This window comes from Paenibacillus sp. SRL342 (assembly GCF_984798905.1).
Window position 1 is genome coordinate 517,092 of record NZ_OZ481790.1, and the last position, 17,454, is coordinate 534,545.

The following is a 17,454-nucleotide window of genomic DNA, read 5'->3' on the forward strand; positions in this document are numbered from 1 at the left end:
CTTGTACAAGTCGCTTCTGATCAGAGGTGGCTTGTTTGGCGTGCCTGCACATTTTTCTCTCAAATAAAAACCTTCATATAGCCGATATATAAGATAAGCCTTTTAGATTGATCCATACATACAAAGAAAGAGGGCACTTTTACATTTTGAGGGGGAGAAAGACATGAGTGAAACTCAGGATAATAAACCAATGAAAGCAGCTAAACCTGCCAAAGCAAAACATAATCAAAATAAAAAGAAAAAAAAGAAAGGTTTTGTCTGGAATATAAGGAACAAACTATTGGTCTCCTTCCTGGCCGTACTGCTTCTGCCAAGCTTGGCAATCGGCTTGATCACACTAACGATGGCTGAAGATGGCGTACAAGGACAATTAGTGGATAGTGCCATGCAAAGTGTGAGCACTGCCAATACCATTGTAGAAAGCCAAGTGAAATACAAGATTCATGACATTAACTATTTCGCGGATGCCCTTGATCCGAACTTGGTCAAAGGAGAGAACGATAGTCCCGAGCTTCAGTTGAAGCTGGAGCAATACCTGGGCTTGCATCCCGATGCCATGAATATTTTTGTAGGAACAACAGACGGAGTCATGGTTCGAGGTAAACCAACAGCGAGCAGCACACGGGGAGATGCATACGATCCTAGGGAGCGGGAGTGGTACAAACTAGCGATGGAAAAGCCAGGTACAGCTGTTGTATCCGCTGTGTCTGTTAATACCGATGGTGTTGCAGTTGTGTTTATCTCCAAAACATTAAAGGACCAATCCGGTGTTGTCGGTTTGTCTCTCGACCTGACAGACCTGCAAGAACAGGCATCCATTAAGGTGGGCAAAGAAGGCTACGTCATTATTATGGATGCAAACAAAAACTATGTTGTATCCCCTGTAGCAGATGCAGGTACGCCGGAAACGAGCGGCTTGCTGGATGAAATGTATGAAGGTCCAGAAGGTCAATTCGATTACGTGTACAACGATCAGCCGAAGATGATGATTTTTTCAACAAATGAAGCAACAGGCTGGAAAATTGCCGGCACGATGCTCAAGAGTGAAGTAACTAATGCAAGTAAGGATATTCGCATGGCCACATTTATTGTTATTCTGGCGGCTACGTTCCTTACACTCCTCTTTATTATATGGTTTACACGCTCCATGCTGCGTCCAATTAAACGACTGCAGGAATCTGCCAGAGCCGTGAGCAAAGGTGACTTGACCGTGAAAATGGAAACAGGGCGTAAAGATGAAGTCGGAGAACTGGCGAAGTATTTTGAACGTATGGTCGATAACCTGCGGATGATGATTCTGGGCGTACAGGAAACGACAGAGCAGGTATCTGCTTCTTCTCAAGAGTTGTCTGCCAGTGCAGAACAAACTACCAAAGCGATTGAACATTCAACACTGGCCATTCAGGAACTGGCTGAAGGTGCAGAGCAGCAGGTAAACAGCGTGAAAGACGGATCGGGACAGATGAGCCGAATGGCAGAAGATGTTCGAATGATGTCGGAGCGTGTACAATCGATTACGGCAAATATGCGGCATACGTCCGGAGCGGCTTCATCTGGGAATGAGGCAGCAGGACAGGCTGTGGAGCAGATGAACAGTATCCAGGAAACGGTGGAGCAGCTGGGGACGGTGGTTCAATCTCTGAATGCCCGTTCCGTTGAGATTGGTAGCATGGTTGATGTCATTGCATCCATCTCCAAACAAACGAACTTGCTCGCATTAAATGCTTCTATTGAAGCGGCAAGAGCGGGGGATGCGGGTCGTGGGTTTGCAGTTGTAGCTGGTGAGGTACGTAAACTGGCAGAAGAATCCGGAAGTTCGGCAGCGCAGATCGGTGAGGTGGTTCATAATATCCGTCAGGACATGGATGCCGCTCTGATCGCCATGAATGCAGCACAGACTCGGGTGGGAGAAGGAATTCAGGCTGTGAATACGTCAGGACAATCCTTTGCTCAGATTCGGGAGGCGGTGGAAGATGCTGTTCATACATTGGATGACTTGTCCGCAACAACAAAGCAACTGGAGAGTGGTGCATCCCACGTTGCCAAGGCGATGAGTGATATTTCGAATGTGACCCAGGAATCGGCTGCGAATACAGAATCCGTGTCGGCATCTTCGCAAGAACAACTGGCATCGGTAGAAGAGATTGCATCATCCTCGGCACATCTGAATAGCATGGCGGAACAATTACAAGGATTGCTTGGCATGTTCAAGATGGTGGAGGACACACCGAAGGATAAGGGCAAAGAATAAAATCTAACATTGGAACGCCATAATTCACCACATCTTTTATAATAGAAGAAAATAAAGATAGACAATGTTCCTGTTGCCCTGTATAAATATATCGTCTGGTTATTCCGCGCATATAAATAATATATTGATACAGGGTACAGCAGGAGGCTCTATGGTATACGTAGCAATACTGATTTTTGTAGTGACGATCACCTTGGTGATCTGGCAACCTCGTGGATTGGGTATCGGTTGGACTGCCTCTGGTGGGGCATTACTTGCCCTATTGTGTGGAGTCGTCAGCTTAAACGATGCCTCGGATGTGGCATCCATTGTATGGAATGCAACGCTGGCTTTTGTCGGCATTATTATGATTTCTCTCATTCTCGACGAGACGGGTTTCTTCGAATGGGCTGCGCTTCATATGGCGAGGCTGGCTGGAGGAGACGGTCGCAGACTGTTTTTCTACTCCATTCTGTTGGGAGCCGCGGTGTCTGCTCTGTTCGCGAATGACGGTGCCGCGCTTATTCTGACGCCAATTGTGCTGGCAATGGTGCGTGCATTGAAGTTTGATGAGCGTATGGTGCTGGCTTTTGTGATGGCGAGTGGGTTTATCGCCGATACCACGTCGTTACCGCTGGTCGTCAGCAATCTGGTTAACATTGTATCGGCCGATTTCTTTGGTATCACCTTTGTGGAGTATGCGGTACGCATGGTTGTACCCAATCTGTTCTCAATCGTAGCGAGTACGGGGATGTTGTTTTTGTTCTATCGCAAAAGCATCCCCCTTCGCTACGACATCTCCGCTGCACGTGACCCGAAGGAAGCGATACGTGATCCACGGATGTTCCGAATCGCCTGGTTCATGCTTGGGCTGTTGTTGGTTGCCTATGCATCCAGTGAGTTTCTGCCGATTCCCGTGTCGGTTATCGTTGGCTCCGTTGCGTTGCTGTTCGCTTTATTGGCACGCAAGAGCGAGGCTGTTGATCTGAAACGGGTAATCAAGGAAGCGCCATGGTCGATTGTGGTGTTCTCCGTGGGCATGTATATCGTCGTATATGGACTGCGTAATGCAGGGTTAACGGATCATCTGAGCCGCTGGCTGGATGCCATAGCAGAGCATGGTTTGCTGGCTGCTTCGCTCGGGATGGGAATTATCGCTGCTGTATTATCATCGGTGATGAACAACCTGCCGACCGTGTTGATTAACCTGCTAGCCATCCAGGGCGCACATACCGAAGGTATCATTCAAGAAGCATTGATCTATGCCAATGTCATTGGTTCCGACCTGGGTCCCAAAATGACCCCGATTGGATCACTTGCCACATTGCTGTGGCTGCACGTGTTATCCCGCAAAGGTGTGAAGATCACATGGGGGTATTATTTCAAAGCAGGTATCATCCTGACGATCCCGACAATGTTAATTACCCTGGCCGGGTTGGCATTGTGGTTATGGATTCTAGGTTAGCAAATTAGATTTTACATTGAGTATGAATAAGATAATCTGTTGTAATGTAAAAGGCTGCTCTCACAGCTGGTGCTACGCACTGGCAGCGAGGCAGTTTTTTTATTTCCTGCTTTTGTAACTTCTATAGAAGAAACAGATTTTCTTGCTCTATCAAAGAATCAACAAAGCATTTACATAAGGCCAGCCCACTATAGGGCTGGCCTTCTTTGCCTACTTCCCAGGCAGGAGATTGAGATGCCTGAGATTCAACGAGCACTGACACAGCGAAGGGAAACCGCGATCGTAGTGGAGGGGACGGTATCGATTCTGAAGAAGCGAAGCGTTCGCCTTTGTATCCGAATTTCAACAATTAAGATTATTGATCAAAGAAATTTGGAGACAACAGCGATCAGAAGAACGATCCGTAACCGGAACGGCCACTCAGGGTATCAGCTTACTTCATATATCTATAAGTAAATTTTTTTCATGGAAATCTGGACACAATACGGATTAAAACAACGTCCATTCCCATAGCGACCACTTCAGCGCCAGATTGAATCCCAGATATTTCAAAATGCTGCCGATATTTTTAACATTGCGTTTACAAAACACTGATTTTAAGATGACATACTGAAACTACAATGAGTAAAGAGTTGATGGTGAACAAACAAATTCACAAAACGCCATCACTACATTGGGGGAGGAAAACAAAACATGTTTAAAAAGTTGCCGTTTATTTTGATGACCTTAACGTTCGTACTGGTTCTCGCAGCATGCGGATCGAAAAATGACGCTGGTACAGAGGGTGCCGCAAGCAATGGATCAGGAGAAGCTGCTACTGAGCTTAGCGGTAACATTCTGGCAGTCGGATCGACAGCATTGCTACCTCTGGTTGAACAAGCTGGACAGAAATTTATGGCAGTTGATGAATATAAGAACGTAACGGTTCAAGTTCAAGGTGGCGGTAGTGGTACTGGTTTGACACAAGTATCTGACGGACAAGCTACAATCGGTAACTCTGATGTATTTGCAGAAGAGAAACTGGAGGACGAAGCCAAAGTAAAAGAATTGGTTGACCATCAAGTAGCAGTAGTAGCTATGGCGCCAGTTAGCAACAAAGATGCAGGTGTAGAAGATTTGACGAAGCAACAACTGGTCGACATCTTCTCCGGTAAAGTAACGAACTGGAAAGACGTTGGCGGCGCGGATAAAGCAATTGTTATTGTAAACCGTCCGAGCAGTTCCGGTACTCGTGCAACTTTCGAGAAGTATGCATTGGGTGCAAAAATGGGTGATATCCAAGGTTCGATTCAAGAAGATTCTTCTGGTAACGTAAAAAAATTGGTATCTGAAACGCCAGGTGCTATTGGTTACCTCGCCTTGTCTTACTTGGATGACAGCTTGCAAGTATTGAAATACGAAGGTGTAGAAGCAACAGTTGAGAACGTAGAAGCAGGAACTTATCCAGTATGGGCTTACGAGCACATGTACACAAAAGGTGAGCCTGATGCAGCAACAAAAGCATTCTTGGACTACATCTTGAGTGACGAAATTCAACAAAACGACGTGACAGAACTTGGATACATTCCAATGTCAGGTATGAAAGTAAAACGCGATGCAGCAGGTAATGTGGTTCAGTAATCTTTGAACTTGCGCATACAGCGAAAGAGGCGGACTTAGGTCCCGCCTCTTTACGCGGTTTGCTCTAAAATAATCCCATATTTTGCATTAATTCTACTATAGAAGGATGGTTGTTATGGAACAGACCGAAGGGGGAACGGTAATGAATAACAAGTTGAAACCGCGCCGGCCCTTAAAAGAGAAACATTATTGGGAAGAGTGGACGGGACGGATCTATACGTCGATTTGTGTCGTTTTCCTGATCGTTGTCATGTTTTCCATTGTTTATTTTGTAGCGTCCAAGGGACTATCGACATTTTTCCAAAATGGAATAAGCATCAGCGAATTCCTTGGTGGAAAAACGTGGAATCCGACCGGAGAACCTGCGTTCTACGGGGCATTACCGTTCATCACAGGTTCTTTCATTACAACCTTGCTTGCAGCATTGATCGCAAGTCCGCTTGGCCTGTGTGCAGCGCTATTCATGACAGAGATTGTTCCGGGTAAAGGCAAAAAGATCTTGCAGCCTGCGATTGAACTCTTGTCCGGAATTCCATCCGTTGTATACGGATTTATCGGTCTGAGTGTCATCGTACCTTTGCTTCGCAGTATCTTTGGTGGAACAGGCGTCGGGATTGCAGCCGGATGTCTTGTTCTCGCTGTAATGATTCTCCCTACGGTGACAAGTATTATGGCAGATGCCTTGTCCGCGTTGCCAAAAGGATTGCGTGAATCCTCCTACGCACTGGGTGCCACTCGCTGGCAAACCATCTACCGTGTCATTATTCCAACCACTTTGCCAGCTTTGTTGACAGGTGTCGTTTTGGGTATGGCCCGTGCTTTTGGTGAGGCTCTTGCTGTACAGATGGTTATCGGTAATGCACCGCATGTTCCAACATCCTTGCTCGAATCAGCTTCAACATTAACAAGTGTAATTACACTCAGCATGGGTAACACCACGATGGGTTCTGTTCATAACAATGCACTGTGGAGTATGGCGCTTGTCCTGTTGGTGATGACATTTGTCTTCGTCATTCTGGTTCGCCTGCTTGAAAGGAGAAACCGGGTATGAAAATGAAGGCAAAGACGGTAGATAAAATTGCAACATCCGTTATCGTTGTACTGGCCCTGTTCATTGTTATTCTATTGCTCGGTCTGCTTGGCTTCATCATGTATAGAGGCATTGGGCATATTAGCTGGAACTTCCTGACAAGCGCACCACAGTTGCTTAAGGGTGGCGGCGGGATTGGTCCACAGCTCTTCAACTCCGTATTCTTGCTTGTCCTGACCTTGATTGTTACCATTCCACTCGGATGGGGTGGCGGGATTTACATGGCGGAATACGCCAAGCCAGGCAAGATTACCAGCTTCATTCGTCTGGTCGTTGAAGTATTGTCATCATTCCCGTCCATCGTTATCGGTTTGTTTGGTCTCTTGCTGTTAGTAAATCAATTTGGTCTTGGTTTCTCCCTAATCTCGGGTGCCTTGGCTCTGGCGATCTTTAACTTGCCACTGATGGTACGGACAACGGAGCAGGCCTTCCGGGCCGTTCCGAAGGAACAGAAGGAAGCAGGTCTGGCGCTTGGACTGTCCAAGTGGAAGATTATCACTTCGATTCTGTTGCCTGTGGCATTGCCGAGCTTGATTACGGGTACGATCCTGGCATCGGGCCGGATCTTCGGTGAAGCAGCCGCGCTGATGTTCACCGCAGGTATGAGTAGTCCACCATTGGACTTTACAGATTGGAATCCCACGAGTCCAAGATCACCGCTTAATCCTTTCCGTCCGGCAGAGACACTTGCTGTCCATATCTGGAAAGTGAACAGTGAAGGTATTGGGCCAGATTCCAAAGAAGTGGCAGCAGGGGCATCCGCCGTGCTTGTCATTCTCGTGCTGGCGTTCAATCTAAGTGCACGCTGGATCGGTCGGGTTGTATTCCGCCGCATGACAGCTTCGAAATAAGGAGGAACCAACATGGCCATACCTTTTGGTACGGAACAGTTAAGCATATATTATGGACATTTCCAGGCGGTCAAGCAGATTAGCCTGACGTTTCCTGAAGCAAGCGTAACGGCTCTTATTGGGCCGTCTGGTTGCGGTAAATCCACGTTCCTCCGGTCACTCAACCGGATGAACGACGAGATTGCCGGTTCCCGTACAGAGGGACATATCTGGATGGACGGGAACGATCTGAATGAGCCTGGAACCGATGTAATCAAGCTTCGCCAGAAGATTGGCATGGTGTGGCAGAAGCCGAACCCTTTTCATAAGTCCATCTACAACAATATCGCGTTTGGCCCCCGCTACCGTGGTACGAAGAGTAAGAAGGCACTGGATGAAATTGTGGAAAAAAGCTTGCGTCGTGCTGCGCTCTGGGACGAAGTAAAAGACAGACTGCATGAATCAGCTCTGTCTCTCTCTGGCGGACAACAGCAGCGCCTATGTATCGCTCGCGCTTTGTCTGTTGAACCACAGATCCTGCTGCTCGATGAGCCGGCATCTGCACTTGACCCGGTATCTACGGGTAAAGTTGAAGAGTTGATTACGGAGCTCAAGAAGGAGCTGCGGATTGTTATTGTTACCCATAACATGCAGCAGGCGGCACGCATCTCGGATTACACGGCTTATTTCTATCTGGGAAGCATGGTTGAGCACGGGGATACAGAGCATATTTTCACGAACCCGGACAATCGTCTGACGCAAGAATACATTATGGGTCGTTTCGGTTAATTGGATCATGGAGTGTAACATAGAGTAATAGACAGAGAAATTAAGAAATAATAAAGACAAAAGAAAGCACAATGCCTGGACGGTTGTTCGGGGGTTGTGCTTTTTTAATTTTATTTTGGAAGAATTTGCTGTATATAAAGCAACCATGCTACGATATTTAGTAATAGGAGAACGTTTACATTACTTTGAAGGAGATGTTGATCATCGCTACAGATCAGATGTCTTACGACCATATGGCAGCTCAGATTATACAGAACTACACTATTGAGAAACCTGTCGTATCTTATATTCGCCACAATGAGAATCTGACGTATCATGTCGTCGATGAAGCAAGCGGGCAGAAGTATCTGCTACGTATCCATCAAGCCGCATATGCAAGTATGACAGGCATTCAGCATACACTTCCTGCGCTGGAGGCAGAGATGAATCTACTTCATGAGTTAAATGAAACGACAGCATTGCGCGTGCAGCATCCGGTACGGAATGTATCGGGAGAGTGGGTAACGGTATGGACAAGTGAGGCAGGGAAAGAAATCTGCTGTACAGTACTGGAGTGGATTGAGGGAAGGGACATCCAGCAGGGAGAACGCCTGACAACAGAACAGATCTATGATCTTGGGGTACAATTGCAGATGCTTCATCAATATGGGCGTGAGCAGGATCAGACAGATCGAACAAAGGTACGGCCGGCATATGGCAATGCCCACGAGAACTTGGTCATGCTCGGGCAGTTAGAGGAAGGCGTCCGACTGGGGATTTTTACAACGGAAGACTTTGATCTGCTTCGAGAAACGTTCGAGAACATTAATGAACAACTGGCAACGTACCCGCAGCATGCGGAGACATGGGGGATCATTCATGGGGATATTACTCGCAACAATCTGCTGATAACGGAGCAGGGCATATCCATGATTGATTTTTGTCTACACGGTTATGGTTATTATCTTTTCGATGCCGGAGGGGCAGCACTTATGTTCAATCGGGAGGAACGTGACATATTCCTATCCGGTTATACCCAACAGATCGCACCACTGACGGATCGTGATATTCGATTGATGGAAGGGTTCATGTTGATCTTTACACTGGGTTATTATGCCTTTCAGATGGCGAACGAGTCGAGGCACGAATGGATGAAAGATCGCATGCCGAAGCTGTGCAGCAAGTATTGTAGACCCTATGTACAGAACGAGAGCATCTTCTATGAGTTATGAGGTGTTTCCTTTTCTAGGAGCTATAACTTAGGATTAAGATTGTGAATATTACCTGGGCGTCCTGAACAATCGGGGTGCTCTTTTTGCATGCATTAGATAACGATCTTAATGGACATTTATGAAGAAAGTATAAACTCTGAGGAGAGTCAACTTTTCTTAGCTACAATATAGTCATGGGAGGATGAAGCAGCGATGAGAGACAGCGAGAATATATTGCTGGTGGAGGATGATCCGGAGATTGCCCGTATTTTGAGAGATCATCTACGTCATGAGGGATATGGGGTAACTTGGGCATCAAGCGGTTTGGAGAGCTGGGAAGACTTTAGGGAGGGAACCTATCAATTAGTCTTGTTGGATCTGATGCTGCCGGAAATGGATGGGTTCACGGTATGCAAAAACATTAGACTGATCAGCGATGTTCCGCTGCTCATGATGAGTGCTCGAATCGAGGAAGAGAGCAAAGTCAGGGGGCTTGGGCTGGGAGCTGACGATTATATTACGAAGCCCTTCAGTCTAACGGAACTTACAGCTCGCATTAAATCTCATCTGAATAGGTACCGCAGATATCAGGGCGTAGAGCCGGATTCAACAGATAGACAGTATAACTATGGGTTATCGATTGATTATTTGAATCAGCGCGCACAGGTTCATGGAGAACATGTGGCACTAACCAACAAGGAATGGGCTTTGCTCATACTGCTTGCTTCTCATCCTGGCCGGGTGTTTACCAAGGCGGAACTGTATGAACATGTCTGGAGTCAGCCAGAGGCGGGGAACTCGAGTACAGTCACAGTTCATGTGAAGAGCCTTCGGGCCAAGCTTGGTGACGAGCCCCATCATCCACGCTGGATTCAGACGGTGTGGGGCAGTGGTTACCGGTTCGTGGGGGAGCCTGAGGAATGAAGTTGAAGTACTGGTTAATGCTTGCCTTCCTCATTGTAATGCTGCTGCCTGTCGCTGCTGGGTGGGCGCTGTACTCCCTGTATAACTATTACAATGATCAGCGTGCCGTAACGGAATATGTAGAGTTGTCCAGACAATTGGCTCCTATTGAACTGGCTTTATCTGACCCGGGACTGTACCAGCTGCACTCGCCTGATGCTTTCGCTGCACTCTCCGAATTGGAGAATGGTCGGGTGAACTTTGATCTGTATTTACCAACAGGGATTCGGGTGTACACATCAGGGGGGAGTACATGGTCTGCTGGAGCTTACACCGTTGGGGGGGCGGAGCTGTATCGTAATTTGTACAACTTACAGATTCGTCATCGTACATTCTCGTTGAAGAAACCCGTATGGGAAAAAGGTGAGTTGGTGGGCATTTACGAAATCGTTATGCTGCGTGGAGATTGGCTGGAAGGCATATCCTTGCGGACTACCTGGGTCATGAGTCTCGCTGCTACTTTCTTTATCCTGTTATACGGAACAGTGCTGTGGCTACTATCCCGAAAGCTCTTTCGGCCGATGAAATATCTTATAGAACGAATGGAAGCTTTTGCACGGGGAGAGGCTTCTACGGATGTGGTACCTGTTCGTCATGATGAAATGGGCATCTTGCTCCAACAGTTTGATGCAATGCAAGACAAGATCAGACATACTCAGGCCGATGTGGAGAGGGAGCAAAAAGAAAAAGAGCTCATGATCGCCTCGTTATCCCATGATCTGAAAACACCGTTGATGTCCATTAGTGCCTATACGGAAGTACTTAACGGTGATCGTCAACTGAAACGCCTTGAAAGGCAGGAATATCAGGATGTGCTGCTCGGAAATGTGGAGCGGATGAAACAGATGATTAGTGAACTTGAGATGTATACGGCGCTGGGTTCCAGTGAATCGGAGATGGCCATGGTTAAGGTGGAAGGTGAAGAGTTTTTTGATATGCTGCTTGGGAGCTATGAGGGACTTGCCGAGCGTGGTCAGATTGACGTGAAGATGGATGTCCGCACAGATCAACTGTACCGAGTTCATCCCGAACAACTGATGCGCCTGACAGATAATCTGATAAATAATGCACTACGCCACACAAGGACGAACGGTGTAATGGGACTAGGGGTTATTGCTTCAGATTGGGAGCTTCCTGAATGGATTATTCCTTCGCTTAGAGCTGAATTGGATAACTACAGGGCGGGAGCAACATTGATCATAGTACAAAACGAAGGTCCTGCTATTCCTGAAGAACAGCTCATTCGTATCTTCGAACCCTATGTTCAACACCAGAATCAGGAGGAGAAGACGTATGCAGGTGGTTCGGGATTGGGATTGAGTATAGCCAAACGGGTTGCAATAAAGCACGGAGGGGATATGCGCATGTGGTCATACGAAGGATATGGAACGCTGGCAGCATGCCGATTGCCTGAACATGGAGAATGTAAACGCAGAGAGGGTGGATAAGATGATGAAAAAAGGATGGATGATGCTGGGTACTGCTGTGTTGGCAGGCGCCCTGCTTGGAGGTTGCGCGGAGAGGGATATGCTGGCTATGTCAGGAGATGAGATGATTGAGAAGGTTGTCTCAGCAGAAACAGAACCCGCCTCGTATTATGCAGAAGGTGTGATGAAGATATGGGCGGATGACAAGCTGACTAACACGATGCAAATTAAGGAATGGGTAGATGGTGAAACCGGACGAAAGCGCACGGAAACATCAGAGAATGGCAATGTCAGTTACGCAGTTAATGATGGAAAGAAGATTATCATATATGAAAAAGAAACAGGGGCAGCATATTCCATGGATGCATCATCCGTGTCACAACAACCTAATCAAACCCAGAAGCAAATATTGCTCGATCAACTAGAGCGGTTACGTACTACGCATGATGTGAATATGATGGGACAGGAGAAACTTCATGGACAGGACGTCATTCATATTGAATTGACACCAAAAGAAGAAGGCGCATTCTCCATATCTTCAGAGTATTGGGTAGATCCCAAAACGTGGATGATTGTCAAAGTAAACAGCGCGTATGGGGATGGAAAATCAGAAATGGTCTATGATCCGATTCAGTATGACCCTGAATTCACAAAGGATACTTTCGTAATTGACATCCCTAAGGAGGTCGATGTGAAGGACTTGAACGATATGATGCAGAATTCCGAAGTGAGCCTAGAGGAAGCGGAAGAAGCGTTGGAACAGCCGTTCCTACAGGACATGAGTGGAGAATTCGAACTATCACGGATCGAAATGTCTACATTGCACGGTGAGCTGAGCAGAGATGAAGTAACCTTGTATTATGTAAGTAACGACAAGGTAGAAGTCAGCCTGACGGTATTCAAGATGCCAGAAGAAAATGTGGACGATACACTAATGCCGGATGAAGCCAAGATTAAGGTTCGTAACACCGAGGGTTCATATATGAAGAGCATTCGGAACATATCATGGAGTGAGAATGGCTTGCGGTACTCTATCATGGGTGAAAACGAAGGATGGACAAAGGCAAAGCTGCAAGCTTGGGCGGAAGAACTGACCCTTCCCAAACCGTCTAGATGAGCTAAAGAATAATAATAAGGTTGCCGCAGAAACGAAGCGGCAGCTTTTTTTGTATATTCTCCTTTTGATGTGGTGGATATCTGGCAAGAGGGCAACTTCACGTTTACAGTTCAATATGCATATTTATAGAAGACAATCTTGATTTGGTGATGGAGGCAGGAGAAGGGGGCATCGCTGGATGGCTGTTTTATCAACAGGGCCAATTGAAAATAATATAGTGGTGGGAAGCGGTGAGCGTCCTACACAGAGAATTACAGTGAAATTAGACAATTGGAGTCTCACTAGTTTCTCTACCGTTCTGGTTCAAGGCTATTATTTGAATGGTGTTCGCACACTATACGTTGAGGAATTGTTTAATGTTTTGCCTAACCAGGTTATAACAAAAGACTTTTATGCAGATTTGGATGCATTTGAGTTTATATTTATCACAGGTGATGATACGGAGGATGAAGTTCAGATTTCCGTATGGGGGAAAAACGAGAACGGTCAACTGGTAACGGCACATCGTTTGGTGTCTGAGGAATTGTTAGGAGCGAACCCCGGTCTAGTCGGGGTAACGGGTGCGACTGGAGCTACAGGGACAGCAGGGGTTGCGGGAACAACTGGTCCTACAGGGGTTACAGGTGTTACAGGACTGACAGGAGTTACTGGTCCTCCTGGAGGAACTACGGGATCGACGGGAGAGACCGGTGTCACTGGGACCACGGGAGAGACAGGATCTACCGGAGTGACAGGAGTCACGGGCGCTACTGGAAGTACGGGGACCACAGGAGAGACAGGGCTTACCGGAGTGACGGGTGTTACTGGGAGTACAGGAATAACAGGAACGACTGGAGTCACCGGGAGCACAGGGGAGACAGGGTCTACTGGAGCCACAGGTGTCACCGGTAGTACGGGAATAACAGGAACGACTGGGGCTACAGGTGCGACAAGCGTAACGGGTGCGACCGGAGTTACTGGAGATACGGGTGCGACAGGCGTGACGGGAGCGACCGGAATTACTGGAGATACAGGCGCGACAGGTGTCACGGGAGCAACTGGAATCACTGGAGATACAGGCGCGACAGGCGTGACGGGAACGACCGGAATCACTGGTGAAACGGGTGCAACAGGCGTCACAGGCGCGACCGGAGTTACTGGAGATACGGGTGCGACAGGCGTGACGGGAGCAACTGGAGATACTGGTGCTACAGGTGCAACAGGGGTTACGGGAACGACTGGAGATACAGGTGCGACAGGAGTAACGGGAGCCACCGGAGTCACTGGTGATACAGGTGCGACAGGTGTCGCGGGAGTTACTGGTGATACAGGTGCGACAGGTGTCACGGGAGCGACCGGAATTACTGGTGAAACGGGTGCAACAGGCGTCACAGGCGCGACCGGAATTACTGGTGAAACGGGTGCGACAGGTGTAACGGGAGCAACTGGAATCACTGGAGATACAGGTGCGACAGGTGTAACGGGAGCAACCGGAATTACTGGTGAAACGGGTGCGACAGGTGTCACAGGCGCTACGGGAGTTACTGGAGATACGGGTGCGACAGGCGTGACGGGAACGACCGGAGCCACTGGAGATACGGGTGCGACAGGTGTAACGGGAGCAACTGGAATCACTGGCGAAACGGGTGCAACAGGTGTCACGGGAGCGACCGGAGCCACGGGTGATACGGGTGCAACAGGCGTGACAGGAGCCACCGGAATTACTGGAGATACAGGCGCGACAGGTGTCACGGGAGCGACCGGAGCCACCGGAATTACTGGAGATACAGGTGCGACAGGCGTCACAGGCGCTACGGGAGCGACAGGACTGACGGGAACGACAGGGGTCACTGGTGTTACAGGAGCGACAGGACTGACGGGAACGACAGGGGTCACTGGTGTTACAGGAGCGACAGGACTGACGGGAACGACAGGGGTCACTGGTGTTACAGGTGCAACCGGATTGACAGGAACAACAGGAGTGACTGGTGTTACAGGCGCAACGGGAGTAACAGGAGCGACCGGAGCTACTGGTGCTACAGGTGCCACAGGTGCTACGGGAACGACTGGAGCTACTGGGGTAACTGGTGCGACAGGAGCAACGGGTGCTACGGGATCAACTGCAGCTTCGGCTCCGGCAGACTCTTCCTTGTTTGCTGATAGCCAGACCGCGGCGTTGGGTCTTTCATTAGTAGCTGAAACGACGATTCAGACACTTAATGTACCTGTAGTAGCAGGCCAACGGGTGAAAATAGATAATAGTACGCAAGTGGCTGTAGTTGTAGGTTCGAACTGGAACGTTGCGTATAACATTAATCTGAGGCGAAACGGAGTGTTGATTAATCAATTGCAGATCTCCAGAACAGGGAATGCTTCCGGCACATTAAGGTTTCTTTCCTCCAACACTTACGTGGATACTGCCCCGGCTACAACGACTAACGCATACACGATAAGCATCCAATTTACAACCACTACAAGCGTCACTAGTGCCTCAGCGGAAGTGAGAAATATTAATGCTATTCGCTTCAGCTAAAATAGACATCGAACTTATGATAATTACACGTCACTTTTGTTGACATATATGATATTGTGCATTACTCTATGGGTATACTTGATCAAAAATTTAGATATATACCCATTCGAATCGAATTAAAATAATACAGCGGATGATAACGAGCGGGAGAGATCTGGGTTAGCTGAGCACAATGGCTAGTGTCCAGGCACCGAAGGAGCAAGCTGCTGCGCACCCGATGCAGTCGTTAATCTCTCAGGTAAATGTACCATCGTTGGACGCAACTCTGGAGAGTGCGCGAACTGCGCCACCCAAGGGGTATATGATCAGTCTGCCCGGTGACTTTGTCTGTAATTGCAGGCAGTGCACCTTGTCGTGAGACACTACTGATCGTGAAACTCTCAGGTATCGAGGACAGAGAGAGGGCCTAAGGCCTTCTTCTGTCCTTTTTTGATGTCATCATACCCTAAATAAGGGTCATTGTGGATGGAACTCCTGGATCGAAATGACGAATACATTTTACAAAATTGAATCATGATTAATAATGGAGGGTTACAAGGTGCGATTTAAAGATGTTTTCTCAATTATTGGTCCGTCGATGACGGGGCCTTCAAGTTCACATACAGCTGGTGCAGCAAGGTTAGGAAGAATTGCTCGTCAGTGGCTGGGATGTACGCCAGATCGTGCCCGGTTGACGTTATACGGTTCATTCGCTGATACGTATCAGGGGCACGGAACAGACCTGGCACTGATCGGCGGTCTGCTGGACTATGTCACAGACGATCCGCGTATCCCGGATGCGGAGCGATACGCAGAGGAAGCGGGCATGGAGGTTGAGTTTTATACAAGTGGCCTGCCTGCTCCTCATCCAAATACGGTCAAAATTGAGTTGTGGCATGGAGAACGTGCCTGCTCCTTAATCGGTGCATCCATTGGTGGTGGCAGTGTATCAGTGCATTCGATGAATGATTTTCGTGTTCAGATTAGTGGTGAGTTCCCAACACTGGTTCTGCGGCATGCGGATAAAGCGGGCGTACTCGCGTCAGTGACGTCCACGATCAGTTCATCCGGGGTTAACATCGGGTATATGCAGGTGGACCGGAAAGCCCGTGATGGCGAAGCACTCACCGCGATGGAAATGGATGGTGTGCCTAATCCTGATATGCTCAAGCGTCTAAAGGAGCTCGACCATGTGCTGGACATTCGTGTTATCGATTTGAAGAGAGGAGTTGATTCGGATGCGGTTTAAACATTTGCACGAACTGAATACGATCTGTACAGCAGAATCCAAAACCATCGCTCAGCTGATGATCGAGGAGCAGGTTCAGGAGACCAATACACCGGAAGCGGATGTTGTGAAGCAGATGTCTGAATATTATCAGGTGATGAAGGAAGCGGTACGCAAAGGGTTAACGGAAGATACTACATCACGCAGTGGGTTAACGGGTGGAGACGGTAAAAAAATGGCCGAGTACATTCGCAAGGGTGAGACTTGTTCAGGAGATGCTTCCGCACTTGCCATGGCGTATGCCCTGTGTGTATCTGAAGTGAATGCCTCCATGGGCCGGATTGTGGCAACACCAACAGCCGGTTCCTGTGGTATTATCCCGGGTGTGTTTATCAGTTCACAGGAGCGATTTGGCTGGACGGATGAACATTTGGTGAACGGGTTGTTCTGTGCGGGAGCAATTGGTTATGTTATTGCCAACAATTCATTTATCTCCGGGGCCCAAGGTGGCTGCCAGGCGGAAGTGGGTTCCGCTATCGGCATGGCTGCGGGTGCCATGGTTGAACTGCGTGGAGGTACACCGGAACAGGTCGTTCATGCCGTTGGTTTGGCGTTAAAAAATACACTGGGCCTTATCTGCGATCCGGTCGCAGGCCTTGTTGAAATCCCGTGCATCGTCCGTAATGGACTGGGTGCAGTCACGGCGCTGGCTGCGGCTGACATGGCCCTGGCCGGAGTGCGTAGTGCTATTCCATCAGATGAAGTCATCGACGTTATGCTGGAAGTAGGCAGTGCGATGCCGAGCCGCCATCGGGAGACAGCCCAGGGCGGGTTGGCCCAGACGCCAACCGGCCGCAAAATGATGCAAAAGCTGGCTAAACCAAAGGCAAAGCGTGCAGAGCCTGAGCCGGAGTCGAAGCCAGCAGATTCTGACACAACTACAAGTGGGGCGGACAATGCTCAAGTGGACAAGGATACTCAGGTTTAAGCTGAACCGGGACCACCTATATATAA

Annotated in this window: 14 protein-coding genes and 2 riboswitches; all 14 genes read left to right on the top strand. The window is 48.3% G+C overall.

The window, feature by feature from the left end; genetic code table 11:
* Positions 1-163 precede the first annotated feature (163 nt).
* The 14 genes from AC4E8D_RS02500 to sdaAA all read left to right on the top strand — a co-directional run bounded on the left by AC4E8D_RS02500 (position 164) and on the right by sdaAA (position 17,428).
* Entirely contained in the window at positions 164-2,251 is a 2,088-nt protein-coding gene (locus tag AC4E8D_RS02500; protein WP_449004324.1) for a methyl-accepting chemotaxis protein, read from the top strand.
* A 151-nt stretch (positions 2,252-2,402) separates the two neighbouring features.
* Positions 2,403-3,695, top strand: coding sequence for an arsenic transporter (locus tag AC4E8D_RS02505; RefSeq protein WP_339306608.1), 1,293 nt, complete (start codon positions 2,403-2,405; stop codon positions 3,693-3,695).
* Between the two features lie 234 nt (positions 3,696-3,929).
* Positions 3,930-4,151 (top strand): hypothetical protein, encoded by a 222-nt coding sequence (locus AC4E8D_RS02510; protein WP_339306610.1) that lies wholly within the window; start codon positions 3,930-3,932, stop codon positions 4,149-4,151.
* Between the two features lie 237 nt (positions 4,152-4,388).
* Positions 4,389-5,315 (top strand): phosphate ABC transporter substrate-binding protein PstS family protein, encoded by a 927-nt coding sequence (locus tag AC4E8D_RS02515; RefSeq protein WP_237177637.1) that lies wholly within the window; start codon positions 4,389-4,391, stop codon positions 5,313-5,315.
* 115 nt (positions 5,316-5,430) lie between these two features.
* A complete protein-coding gene (gene pstC / locus AC4E8D_RS02520; protein WP_017690972.1) occupies positions 5,431-6,366 on the top strand; it encodes a phosphate ABC transporter permease subunit PstC in 936 nt (311 codons plus the stop codon).
* A gap of 2 nt (positions 6,367-6,368) precedes the next feature.
* Positions 6,369-7,256, top strand: a complete 888-nt coding sequence (gene pstA / locus AC4E8D_RS02525; protein WP_026081329.1) for a phosphate ABC transporter permease PstA — start codon at positions 6,369-6,371, stop codon at positions 7,254-7,256.
* 12 nt (positions 7,257-7,268) lie between these two features.
* Positions 7,269-8,024, top strand: a complete 756-nt coding sequence (gene pstB, locus AC4E8D_RS02530) for a phosphate ABC transporter ATP-binding protein PstB (RefSeq protein ID WP_145152038.1) — start codon at positions 7,269-7,271, stop codon at positions 8,022-8,024.
* A gap of 194 nt (positions 8,025-8,218) precedes the next feature.
* Positions 8,219-9,235 (top strand): phosphotransferase enzyme family protein, encoded by a 1,017-nt coding sequence (locus AC4E8D_RS02535; protein ID WP_449004352.1) that lies wholly within the window; start codon positions 8,219-8,221, stop codon positions 9,233-9,235.
* A gap of 192 nt (positions 9,236-9,427) precedes the next feature.
* Positions 9,428-10,138: a response regulator transcription factor gene (locus AC4E8D_RS02540; RefSeq protein ID WP_490205810.1), complete on the top strand. Its 711-nt coding sequence runs from the start codon at positions 9,428-9,430 to the stop codon at positions 10,136-10,138.
* A complete protein-coding gene (locus tag AC4E8D_RS02545) occupies positions 10,135-11,625 on the top strand; it encodes a sensor histidine kinase (protein WP_221823948.1) in 1,491 nt (496 codons plus the stop codon). The genes AC4E8D_RS02540 and AC4E8D_RS02545 overlap by 4 nt, the downstream gene beginning before the upstream one ends.
* 1 nt (position 11,626) lies before the next feature.
* Complete coding sequence (locus tag AC4E8D_RS02550) at positions 11,627-12,721, top strand: LolA family protein (protein WP_486094424.1); 1,095 nt, start codon at positions 11,627-11,629, stop codon at positions 12,719-12,721.
* A gap of 178 nt (positions 12,722-12,899) precedes the next feature.
* Complete coding sequence (locus AC4E8D_RS02555; protein ID WP_490205811.1) at positions 12,900-15,233, top strand: beta strand repeat-containing protein; 2,334 nt, start codon at positions 12,900-12,902, stop codon at positions 15,231-15,233.
* 134 nt (positions 15,234-15,367) lie between these two features.
* A riboswitch (glycine riboswitch) is annotated at positions 15,368-15,492 on the top strand.
* Positions 15,493-15,496: 4 nt separating this feature from the next.
* A riboswitch (glycine riboswitch) is annotated at positions 15,497-15,632 on the top strand.
* 139 nt (positions 15,633-15,771) lie between these two features.
* Positions 15,772-16,461: an L-serine ammonia-lyase, iron-sulfur-dependent subunit beta gene (gene sdaAB / locus AC4E8D_RS02560; RefSeq protein WP_221823754.1), complete on the top strand. Its 690-nt coding sequence runs from the start codon at positions 15,772-15,774 to the stop codon at positions 16,459-16,461.
* Positions 16,451-17,428 carry an L-serine ammonia-lyase, iron-sulfur-dependent, subunit alpha gene (sdaAA, locus tag AC4E8D_RS02565; RefSeq protein ID WP_490205812.1) on the top strand — a complete coding sequence of 326 codons (978 nt, stop codon included), beginning with the start codon at positions 16,451-16,453 and terminating at the stop codon, positions 17,426-17,428. The genes sdaAB and sdaAA overlap by 11 nt, the downstream gene beginning before the upstream one ends.
* The last annotated feature ends 26 nt before the right edge of the window (positions 17,429-17,454 follow it).